This is a genomic window from Enterobacter sp. FUJ80071 (assembly GCF_038739915.1).
GTDB lineage: Bacteria > Pseudomonadota > Gammaproteobacteria > Enterobacterales > Enterobacteriaceae > Enterobacter > Enterobacter kobei.
The window spans coordinates 3,786,903-3,798,802 of record NZ_JBBXKH010000001.1; the positions used below are offsets into that span (position 1 = coordinate 3,786,903).

General features: G+C 56.4%; 4 protein-coding genes. All 4 read right to left on the reverse strand.

Annotation, left to right across the window (positions count from 1 at the left end; genetic code table 11):
• Positions 1-16: 16 nt before the first annotated feature.
• The 4 genes from recD to recC all read right to left on the reverse strand — a co-directional run bounded on the left by recD (position 17) and on the right by recC (position 11,895).
• A complete protein-coding gene (gene recD, locus AAER43_RS18390; RefSeq protein ID WP_050862140.1) occupies positions 17-1,837 on the reverse strand; it encodes an exodeoxyribonuclease V subunit alpha in 1,821 nt (606 codons plus the stop codon).
• Positions 1,834-5,376, reverse strand: coding sequence for an exodeoxyribonuclease V subunit beta (recB, locus tag AAER43_RS18395; RefSeq protein WP_050862141.1), 3,543 nt, complete (start codon positions 5,374-5,376; stop codon positions 1,834-1,836). Before recB ends, recD begins: the two co-directional genes overlap by 4 nt.
• Complete coding sequence (ptrA, locus tag AAER43_RS18400) at positions 5,373-8,255, reverse strand: pitrilysin (protein WP_050862142.1); 2,883 nt, start codon at positions 8,253-8,255, stop codon at positions 5,373-5,375. Before ptrA ends, recB begins: the two co-directional genes overlap by 4 nt.
• A 265-nt stretch (positions 8,256-8,520) precedes the next feature.
• Positions 8,521-11,895 carry an exodeoxyribonuclease V subunit gamma gene (gene recC, locus AAER43_RS18405; protein WP_050862143.1) on the reverse strand — a complete coding sequence of 1,125 codons (3,375 nt, stop codon included), beginning with the start codon at positions 11,893-11,895 and terminating at the stop codon, positions 8,521-8,523.
• Between the last annotated feature and the right edge of the window lie 5 nt (positions 11,896-11,900).

Sequence of the window (11,900 nt, forward strand, 5' to 3'; positions counted from 1 at the left end):
GCATTTCGTCCCTCATTCAGAGAGACTCAAAGATTGCGCCCAGCCCGCTTCGGCGTTCCGTGCGGGTGGCGATGGCCTGCATCAGCACGCGTTCATCGGTATACAGCGACAGGCGCTGACGCGCACGCGTGATGGCGGTATAGATCAGCTCGCGGGTAACGACAGGTGAAAGCTGCGTCGGCAGGATCAGCGCCGCATGGTTAAACTCAGAGCCCTGCGATTTATGCACCGTCATCGCCCACGCAGTTTCATGCTCGGGCAAACGGCTGGGCTGGAAGGACTTCACGCTACCATCCGGCATCTGGAACCAGACGCGCAACCCCTGCCCACGATCGAGTGCAATGCCGATATCGCCATTAAACAACCCCAGCGCACTGTCGTTGCGGGAAATCATCACCGGGCGTCCTTCATACCAGCGCGAGTGCAGGGTACGGTTGATTTTACGTTTCTGCGCCAGCAGCTGTTCCAGCCTGTCATTCAGGCCGCTGACGCCAAACGGCCCCTCCCTCAACGCGCAGAGCAACTGATATTCGCCAAACGCGGCAATCACCTGCTCCGGCGGACGTTGCTGTTGTACGCCGGTGAGAAAATGTTGATACCCCAGCAGGGCATCATCCAGCATCGCCTGATACTCTTCCCCACTTTGCAGCGACTTTTTCTCAATGTCGGTAAAGGTACCGTCAAACACCGCACAGGTCGTGTGCCGGTCTCCCCGGTTCACCGCCGACGCAAGCTGCCCGATGCCGGAGTCGCTGCCGAAACGGTAGCTTTTTTGCAGCAGGCACAAGCTGTCGCGCAGCGGGCCCGCGATTGAGTGCTGTTCCGCCGCAAGGGAACACCCTGTCAGGCGGGCCAACTCCTCCGCGCGTTCCGCGGTATAACCCAGACTGGCATAGGTGCAGATATCACCCAGCACGGCTCCAGCTTCTACAGACGCTAGCTGGTCACGGTCGCCGAGGAAAATGACCCGCGCATGAGGCGGCAAAGCATCGATCAGCCTCGACATCATCGTCAGGTCAATCATCGACGCTTCATCCACCACCAGCACATCCAGGTGTAGCGGGTTACCGGCATGGTAGCGCAGACGCTGGCTACCCGGCTGCGCGCCAAGTAACCGATGCAACGTGCTGGCTTCATTGGGAAAAAGCGCAAGCTGTTCCCCTGTAAGCGGCAATTTTTGCAGGGCGCCGCCTAATGACTCCGTCAGACGTGCCGCGGCTTTACCGGTGGGAGCCGCCAGACGAATACGACACTTTTGCTCACCGGATAACTGAATCAGCGCGGCAAGCAGTTTTGCCACCGTCGTTGTTTTCCCGGTGCCCGGGCCGCCCGAAATCACCGAGATCCGCCGCGTTAACGCCACGGCGGCCGCCACTTTCTGCCAGTCAGTCGCGTCGTCAGAGGTAAACAGCGTATCCAGCACTTGCCGGAGCTGCGCTTCATCGCAGGGAAGCGGGGCGTTGGTCTCGCTGAAGAAGCGCGCCACCGTCAGTTCGTTACGCCAGAGTCGGTTCAGATACAAACGCTCGCCGGTCAAAATCAGTGGCGTCCCGGTATCGGTCGCGCTGACGGCAGGCGAGCGGAGTAATATCGCCTGCCAGTCCACTGCCTCACCGAGCAGCGCGAAACACGACTGCAGCACCGGAGGCATTTTCTCATCCACAGCCAGACGCGACAGCGGAAGGCACACATGCCCCTCGCCTGCGTCCTTACTCAGAATGGCGGCAGCGAGCATAACGGCTGGCTCCTCGCCCGCCACCATCATGGCAAACTGCACGTCCAGGTGGCGCAATAATCGTTGTTCTACCGCCTCCAGCAATAGCGCCTGCATCGTCATGCCACCTCCTCTGTGCGTGCAGCAAACAGGTTATCCATTTTTTCAATCAGCTCCGCATCCGGACGGGTGCTGAAAACGCCCGACTGCGGGTCGTTAGCATCCACGCCGCGCAGGAACAGGTAAATAACGCCGCCAAAATGGTCTTCGTAACGGTAATCGGCCATGCGATGGCGCAGGTACCGGTGCAACGCCAGGGTATAGAGCTGATACTGCAGGTCGTAGCGATGCATTTGCATCGCTGAGGCCATCGCCTGTTGGGTATAGGCTTCGCTGTTCTCACCCAGCCAGTTCGATTTGTAATCCAGCAGGTAGTAGCGCCCTTCGTGGCGGAAAACCAGGTCGATGAACCCTTTTAACATCCCCTGAACCTGGCGGAAGTTGAGCGGTGGGCACCCGGCGGATAACGGATCGTACTCACGGATCAATGCGTCAAGCGCGTCGGCCCTGAGCGGGCTGGCGATGGGGAGATAAAACTCCATTTCGACCTGTTTATCTTTGGCGGTCAGCTGGCTGAGGGAAATCCCCTGTGTCGTGAGCGGCGCGTGCAAAACAGCGCGGAGCCAGTCGGTGAGAACCGGCTGCCATTGGGCGTCGTAGCCGCCGCTCTGGAGCATCTTCAGCACCCATTCTTCAGAGACCGGCAGGGTAAAATCCAGCTCTTCAAACAGGCTGTGTAAAAACGTGCCCGGCGAGGCCCCACGCGGGAACTGATGCGGTGTGAGCACCGGTTCAGCGGGCACGCTTCCTGCGCCTGAGGCATCTACGTCCAGTTTAGGCATCAAATCCTGAGCAACGCTTTGCCCGTGCTGCTGTAAACCGGAGTAACTGGTAACGCGCCAGTCGTCGGCAATCGTGCGGGCAACCTGGCGGGCATGCAGCTCTGACGCTCTCTGCTCCGGCGTCTGCCAGCGGCTGTTGTCGGGCTGAGACGGAATATGCAGGGCAACATGCTCTGAGCAAAGAGATTCGATGCACTGGCGCAGACCGGCAGCATCTTTGGGTTCGCCTCGCTGGATAAGCCTTCCCAGCGCACTCAGATGAAAATCACTCTCGCCGCTCTTATCGCCCCGGCGACGAAACAGCGGCGCAACGCCCAGGCTGCAGTGCCAGACCGAGCGGGTCAGCGCCACATAAAGCAGACGCAGATCTTCTGCCAGACGCTCGGCTTCGGCCAGCTCAACGCTTGACTCTGCGTTGCTGAGATCGAGTACCGCTTCAAACGACTCGCGATCGTGGTAAAAAGCCTGATCCTGCACGCGGTAATTGGCGATAAAGGGCAGCCAGACCAGCGGATATTCCAGGCCTTTCGATTTGTGAATGGTGACGATTTGCACCAGGTGTTTATCACTCTCTAGGCGCATCTGCTGGCTGGACGAATTACTGTTCGGGTCGGCAATCTGCTGCGCCAGCCAGCGCACCAGGGCATGCTCGCTCTCCAGCTGTGTCCCCGCTTCCTGCAGCAGTTCGCTGATATGCAGAATATCGGTCAGACGGCGCTCGCCGCCCGCGGTTGCGAGCATGTTCTCCGCAATGTGACGCTCTGCCATGAGCTCGCGCACCATCGCCATCACGCCGCGCTTTTGCCATTTTTCGCGGTAGCGAACAAACTCTTCTACCACGGCATCCCACGCGGCTTCGTCATTGTTGAGCACATCAATATCACGCGCATTCAGCCCGAGCATCGCACTCGCCAGTGCACTGCGCAGCGCACTCTCACGCTCTGGCGCCAGCACGGCCTGCAGCAGCCAAAGCATCTCCTGGGCTTCCAGCGTTTCAAAAACGCTGTCGCGGTTGGAAAGATAGACGGACGGAATATTCAGTAGCGTCAGGGCGTCGCGAATAAGCGCGGCCTCCTGGCGGCTTCGCACCAGCACCGTGATATCGGATGCTTTTACCGGCGCTGGTTTATCGCCCTTCCACAGCAACGCATCTCCACGCGCGCCTGCGCTGAGCCAGTCCCTTATTTGCGCCGCACAGTACTGGGCCATGGCATTTTGATAGTCGGCGACGCCACAGCCTTCGCCGTCCAGCAGCCAGAAGTGCATGGCGGGCTGCGTCTCACCGTTGAATTCGAAGCGCAACGAATCGTTTTTCGGGGCAAATTTGACCGGCAGAAACGGGATTTCCCGGAACATAAACGCCATATCCATGCGACTGAACAGCGCGTTAACGCTTTCCACCATGCCGGGAGAGGATCGCCAGTTGGTATCGAGCGTATAGTGCGCATCAACCTCACTGCGGGCTTTCATGTAGGTGAAAATATCCGCACCGCGGAAAGCGTAAATGGCCTGCTTCGGATCGCCGATTAACAGCAGTGCGGTGCCGGGCTGATGGCGCCAGATACGGCGGAAAATACGGTACTGCTGAGGGTCGGTATCCTGAAACTCGTCAATCATTGCGACCGGGAAGCGAGTACGAATCGCCTCTGCAAGCGCTTCACCATTTTCGCTGCACAACGCCGCATCAAGGCGACTCAGCATGTCATCAAACCCCAGCTCGCCCCGCCGGCGCTTTTCGCGCGACACGGCATCGCGAATTTCCGTCATCGCACGGGTGATCATCAGATCGTTAAGCGTCAGGGGCTCCGCCAGCAGAGTTTCAATTGCCACAAACAGGGGATGTTCAGGCACAATGCCGTCGGCTTTGGTCCGCTCAACCAGGAAACGCTGTGAGAATTTCTCCAGCGCGTCCGGAAGCTGATAACCGCGCGTCTCTTCCTGCGCCCATGCGCTGATCTTCTCGATCCATTTTCCCTGGTTGCCGCGGTTGAACTTGCGTCTGTCGATCCCGGAACTCTCGATGATCGCCTCAATCTCGCCGACTGATTCATTCCATTTTTGCTTGATGTCTGCGATTCGCGCGATGATTTTTTCATGGCGTGAGGCCAGGGTTTCATCCGCTGGCGGCGGCGATTTGATGACCGGCGCTTCCCCCTGAAGATAACGATCGATGGCACGCAGCAGTGCCTCTGGCCCTTTCCACAAGGCATGTACCGCTTCGGCGATATCGCGCGGTAACGGGTAGCAGTGGCGACGCCAGAAATCCGCACAGGCCTGATAGCGCAGCACGGATTCATCTTCAATGAGTTGTTGTTCAAACAGCATGCCGGATTCGAACGCATTCAGACTCAGCATGCGCTGGCAAAACCCGTGAATGGTAAAGACGGACGCTTCGTCCATCTGTCGTTCCGCAAGGAGCAGCCACTGGGCGGCCTGCTGCTTATCAGCAATTTCTTCCAGAAGGCTCGCGTAGAGAGGGTTATCCGTACTCTGGCGCAGGCAGGCGATGCGCAGTTCGTGAATATTGGTACGAATACGGCCGCGCAACTCAGCGGTGGCGGCCTCGGTAAAGGTCACGACCAATAGCTCTTCAACGCTCAAAGGGCGCGGAAAAGCAGCGTTACCGCCAAGCCCTAACAGCAGGCGCAGATAGAGCGCGGCAATGGTAAACGTTTTTCCCGTTCCCGCTGAGGCTTCAATCAATCGTTCACCCTGTAGAGGTAAACGTAAGGGATCAAGGGACTCAGCGGTATCGGTCATTCTTTCTTACTCCAGGGCATTGATTGCTGCAGCGCGCTGACGCTCTTCCAGACTTTCCAGCCTTGCGAGTTCACGTACTCCGTTTTCCCATTCTGGCTACCGGAAACCTGAGACAGAATGGTGATGCCCTGCGGCTTAATCACGGCCTGATGGAAGAAGTCCGCAACCTTCTGCGGCGTCAGCTGTTTTATCTCGGCCACTACTTTATCACGCGAATCAAATTTCATATTACCGCGATCAAAATCTTTGCTCAGCTGCGACGCCTCTTCGCCCAGCGTCTGCGGCGGCTGCATCACCTGCGCAATGACGGCCTGCTGGATCTGGGAAAATTCTTCCGGCTTCATGGCCCGCAGCTTTGCTTCCACCTGCGGGAAGAACGCCTGATAGCGCTGCCAGAGATAGGCCGGTTGTTTATCGCTGCTTTGCAGCAGGAAGCCCAGCCCCCACTGACGGCCAACGTTCATCGAGAAAGCAAATACCGCGTAGCCAAGCTGCTCTTCCGTGCGCAGTTGGTTATAGAACCACGGCTGAATAATCTGCCCCAGCACCGCGCTCTGTGCGGACCCGGAGAATTCGTCATAGCCCGTGGGCACAAACACTGCAGCCAGCGCGGAATCGGTACTGCTCCCCGCTTTTTCAAAAATCACATTCTGTTTTTTCTCAACCAGCACGTCCTGATTACGGCACCACTCGTCGCCTTTCGAACCCAGCTGAGTGCGGACATTCTCTGCCAGCGTTTTAGCCTGTTCCTCACTCATGTTACCGACGATAAGGAACTCAGGACGCGTGTTAGTTTTCAGCGCATCACGGTAAGCCAGCACCTCTTTTAATGAGATAGATGGCAGCAATGCCCGGCGTTCTTCACGCTGGAAATACGGGATTTGCGACAGCATTTGCGCTGGCATCAGCGCTTGATCGTATGCTTTGCCCTTTTCCGCAGAATCCATCATCTGCGCATACCAGGACTTGGCCTGCTCAAGCTGCTCTTCCGTCGGTGTATAGCTAAAATAGCCCTCCAGCAGTGCCTGGAACAGCTGAGGCAAACGCTGGGTATAGCCATTTGCATTCAGCATCAAACCATTGTTGGCATTGGTGGAGAAGCTGATCCCGCCAACGGCTGCCTGGTTGCTAAGCTGATCGAGCGCGATACCCGCGAGATAGTCATTAAGCGCGAACATCACCTGATTTTTGGCACTATTCATCGCTTTCGGATTACGCAGCACCACGCTGACATCCACCTTTGGCTCGCTCGCGAAATAACGGCTTGGGGTATACACCACGCGCAGCGTCGGCTCATCGACAATGAGCTGGGGGTGCGGATAATCCTTAGTGGTTTTGATAAGCGTAAAATCATCCGGAATGTAAGGGTTCAGTTCCGGCAACGTCAACGCAATCTCTCCAGCCTTCTTTTGCCAGGCAGCAAAGGTCTGGTCGCCGATCTTGTCTACCTGATAAGGTGCATCGACAAAGTAGGCGGTTTTGTTATGCGGTTCGTTCGGGCTGATGTACCAGATACGGGCATTCTGCGGGGTCATCATCGCCAGGCGCGCTTTTAAAGCCGCCGCATCATAGCGATCGGCAATATTGACCGCATCGAGGGTGTGTTCCACCGGCACGCGGATCATGGTATCCGCCAGCCACTCCACATAATCCATGTCGCGGGTGATGGACGGGTAACGGAAATCGAGATCCAGCACATGAGCGAGTTCATCAAAATAGCGCTTATCGACGCCTTTCTCACGCAGCAAAGAGAGGTAGCTGAAGATAGCGGCAACCACTTCATCACGGTTGGCCTGCCCTTTGTCGGTCAGGGTGGCGGAAATTGCCAGCACGCCGCTGTTGCCGTTTACAACAGGATCCGAATCGGCGCGAATCCCTTCCACCAGCCCCTGTTTTTGCAGCCAGTCGGATAATGTTCCCGGACTGCGGTTACCAATCAGGTAGGTCACCAGCTCGTCGGTTTTGCTGCGAAACTGTGCGGTGTTGTTATCAATGCGGAACTCAACGCGCAGCACCTTGCGGGGCATGGCAGGAACGTAGTGGATGACGATCCCTTTTTGCGCGTCCGTGACAACCGGCACGTCAATCTTGGGCAGGTCGATATTTTTATTTGGCACCCGGCCAAACGTTTTTGCCGCCAAACCAGCCAGTTCAGGCAGCGGTTTGTTGCTGTAAATAACCGCTTTCATCAGGTTGGCTGAGTAGTATTTGTCGCGAAACGCATGCAGAGCATCAATGACCGGGCTGCCGGGTTTATCGCTGAGCGTCTCCAGATTGCCGCCCGAGAAGCGTGCACCTGGGTGCGCCGGGTTGATCGTCTCAGCGCTGACCTGCGCCATACGCATACCGTCTCGGGTACGGGCCATCGTCAGTTCGGCATTCACCGCATTGCGTTCACGATCGGCGTATTTTTTATCCAGCAGCGGCGCGGCGATAGCATCCGCAAGACGATCAACCGCCCCGTCCAGCGCGTCATTTTCGACTTCGAGATAAAAGGCCGTGCGGTAAGGTGCCGTGCTGGCATTGTGGCTGCCGCCATGCATTTTTAGAAATTCGGACAGGCTATCCGGCTGCGGATACTTCTTTGACCCCATTAACGTCATGTGTTCGAGGTAATGCGCCAGCCCCGGATGAGCCTCAGGATCTTCCAGCGATCCAATCGGCACGACCAATGCCGAGAGGGATTTCACCGCCTGCGGATCGGAAACCAGCAGCACGGTCATGCCGTTATCAAGCCGGATCGCCTGATACTGCCGGGTGTCTTTTTCGCTCTTACGGATAGTGTCCTGAACGGGTTGCCAACCGGAGTCTGCCTGAGTGAAGGGAGCCCAAAAGGCGATAAACAAAACAAACGCTTTGAACACGGTGCTGCCTGGCATTACGACCTCTTTATCACGGCTATCCCCGTCATACTTCAAGTTGCATGTGCGTTGGCTGCGTGCGTTCACCCCAGTCACTTACTTACGTAAGCTCCAGGGGATTCACACCCTTGCCGCCTTCCTGCAACTCGAATTATTTAGGGTAAACATCATTAACACACTGCGTGCTGGACACGCCAACATCTCTTTATTGGGGGTACATCAGTCCGTGATAAGAAGTGCATCATAAATGAACACCCCATACTGCGCAATTTTTATACAGCGCTCAGGACTGATTAAATTTAAACAACGGTAACAGGTAGCGCTTTGCCTCTTCCGTGATAGCCTCAAAGTACTCTGGTTCGAGCGTGCGCCATAAGCGCTGGTACCAGACATCTTCCCCCTCGCCGCGCACCATCATGTTCCCTTCATAGGCCTGCATAAATTTACTGCGCGCTTTCTGCAGAGAAGCCTCATCCGTTAACATCGCATCATTCTGTGCGTCGTAACAGGCTTTTATCCACGCACCACCACTTTCAGGCAATAACAGCAGGGGTTTGTTCATTCCCTGGAGATAGCCTTCAATGTACAAAGAGAGGTAGCGAAACGCCTGCTCTGCCTCCATTGGCGGAAAGCGCCACTCGCCCTCTTTGCGCACGAAAATCCGGCTTTCGCCTTTATGGCCCAACGCACTGTAGACAAGATGTTCCAGCCAGAGTTGCAATCCCTGTGAAACGCTGAGCAGTGAAGGCCGCCAGCGCAGCAGCCCATCAGGCTGAACCTGAGTGAGCCAGCCGGTGAGCTGGATGCCATTGCAGCTGAGATCGATTTCAAGACTTTGTCCGGGCTGACGCTGCTCCCTTACGCGCTCCGCCAGAGCGTTCATCTCCTGGCATTGCGCCTCCCAGACGATCTCCCCAAACGCGCCATAAGGCAGTTGCCCTGCCGCACGATAGCGGCGATAAAGCTTGTCAGCATCTTCCTCGTCAACCAGTGCATTCAGCAGTTGCAGATTTAACTGATAGCGCTCCAGCCCTTCCAGCGTAAAAGGCTCTGCATCCGGAATTTCGCTCTCTTCAGAGCGGAAGTTGACCTGCAATCGCTGCTGGAAGAAGGCGCGAACAGGATGCGCCCAAAAGCGTTGAAGCTGTTCAAAAGTCAGGGTGTTAATGGGCAGCGGGTCAAGTGCCTGAATGAAATCCGTATGTGCTCTCCCCTCCTTTTTCGCCGCCGGTAGCCACTCGCGGGCATAGCTCTGCTGTTCGCTAACAACGTAGTTCATCGGGTCAAACGGCATACGGCTGTGGACACAGGTGATATGCGCCTTGACCCGCTGTTCGCTTTCATCACAGTTAAGGGCTTCATCACCCGCCAGATAGTGGCTCTGGCCGATATAATCCACTAACTCCTGCACCAGAACGGAGGGGAAGCGCTCGCTGTTATCCTGAATGGAGCGGCCGATATAGCTGATATAGAGCTTACTCTGGGCAGAGATGAGCGCTTCGAGGAAAAGATAGCGGTCATCATCACGACGACTACGGTCACCCCGCTTTGGATTTGCGCTCATTAAATCGAACCCCAGCGGCGCCAGGGCGCGAGGATAAACGCCGTCATTCATGCCGAGCAAACAGACCACCTTAAAGGGGATTGAACGCATTGGCATCAGCGTGCAGATATTGATTGGGCCCGCCAGGAAACGCTGACTGATTCGCTCCTGGTCAAGACGCTGCGTCAATTCATCCCTCAGCAGCGACAATGGAATCGCCTCGTGATAGTGGGAATTCACGCCCTCGTCGACGATAGCCTGCCACTGCGTTTCAATGAGCGCCATCGCCGCTTCGGTGTCACTGTCTGGCAGGAAGAAATCATTGAGCAACGCCCTGCAAACCGGAAGCCACTCTTCAAGCGGACGCGGCTGCATTAACTCACGACGCCAGCGGTTAAGCTGCATCAGCAGAGACGCTAAATGCCCCACCAGTTCAGCAATCAAACCGCTGGACTCATCGTATGGCAGCACCTCATTCCACTCGCCCTGGCTGCTTTCCATGGCGTAGCCCAGCAGCATACGCGTCAGGCCAAACCGCCAGGTATGTTGCCCGGTCGGAGGAAGCTCGAACTCCTGGACGTTGTCGTCATCAATCCCCCAGCGCACGCCAGATTCATTCACCCACTGGCGAAGGTAGCGCAGCCCTTCCTCATTGATGTTGAAGCGTGCGGCCAGCACGGGAACATCCAGTAACGCCAGGACATCTTCCGAGATGAAGCGGCTATCCGGCAGTGAAAGCAGGGTAACAAAGGCCTGCAAGGCGGGATGCGACTGACGAGCGCGACGGTCAGAGATAGCGTAAGGCAAGTATCGCTCCCCTGTCGCACTGCCGAAAACAGCCTGAATAAAGGGGCTGTAGCTATCGATGTCTGCCACCATCACCACGATGTCACGCGGCGTGAGTTCGGGATCGTCCTGCAGCATCGCCAGCAACTGGTCGTGAAGCACTTCGACCTCACGCTGCGGGCTATGGCACACATGGATCGTGATACTACGATCGTCAGCGTCCAGCTTCCGCTTGCTGTCGCTGCGTTCAAACTCTTTCGCCGTCACGCCCATAACGGCACGGTTTTCCAGATCAAGAATATCGAGCTGAATGTTATGCAGCAGGTTATCCGGGGCGATCTCGACAAAAGCATCCACATCGCCTTCACCCGATGAAGTGATATCAGAGAGCATGTGAATGTAATCACGTCCCAGCTTCCCCCATGAGGCAAGCAGCGGATTGGGCAGGTTCTGAATACCGTCTTCATCGAAAAGCTGCGCGGCGGTGGAGCCGTCTTTAAACAAAGGGACGGATCGCTCTTCAAAAAGGCGCTTTCTTTGGCGGGTTACCAGTCGTGAAAGCCAGCGTTCATCGAGGATATCCCCCCAATAGTGCCGGCAGGGGTTGGTAAACAAAATATGAATATCAATATGTTTACCCAGCGCATTCAGCGCCTTCAGATAGACAGGGGGTAATGCGGATATCCCACAGATAAAGACGCGTGACGGCAGACGGGCCGGGCGCTCCGAAGCATTTTCAAGTATCGAGATAAACCGATCGTACAAATTGGCACGGTGCCACTTAGGCTGGCCCAGTTTCTCCGTATGCTCAACCAGCGCTTTCCACAGCGGCGCCTGCCAGATTTGCGCCTCCGGTAGTCCTTCAACCCGCTCACCCGCTTCCCAGCGAATTAACCAGTCAGCACGGTAAACCAGATATTGGTCGTAGAGATCGGCGGTACGGGACGCCAGCTGGAACAGCTTGCGCTTATCGGTATCGTCATTGAGATAGTGGCGTAGCATGGCGAATTCATCGTGCTGCAGCATTTCCGGCAGCAGCGCCATCAGCTTCCAGCTCATGCTCTGCTTGTTGAAGGCGCTCTGCTCGGGAATGTCTGGCAATACGCGAACAAACATTTCCCAGATAAAGCTCGCCGGCAGCGGAAAATCAATGTTCGCGGCAATGCCAAATTTACGGGAAAGCGACATTTGCAGCCACTGCGCCATACCGGTGCTTTGCACCAGCACCATTTCAGGCTCAAAAGGGTCGTCCAGCCGCTCGCGCTCAACGATAAATTCCATCAGCGCTTCCAGCACATCCAGACGATTTGAGTGGTAGACCCTTAACATAGACG

Bases quoted from the DNA above. Each gene is read 5' to 3' on its own strand.
- recB (WP_050862141.1), bottom strand. From the start codon at position 5,376: ATGACCGATACCGCTGAGTCCCTTGATCCCTTACGTTTACCTCTACAG.
- recC (WP_050862143.1), bottom strand. From the start codon at position 11,895: ATGTTAAGGGTCTACCACTCAAATCGTCTGGATGTGCTGGAAGCGCTG.
- recD (WP_050862140.1), bottom strand. From the start codon at position 1,837: ATGACGATGCAGGCGCTATTGCTGGAGGCGGTAGAACAACGATTATTG.
- ptrA (WP_050862142.1), bottom strand. From the start codon at position 8,255: ATGCCAGGCAGCACCGTGTTCAAAGCGTTTGTTTTGTTTATCGCCTTT.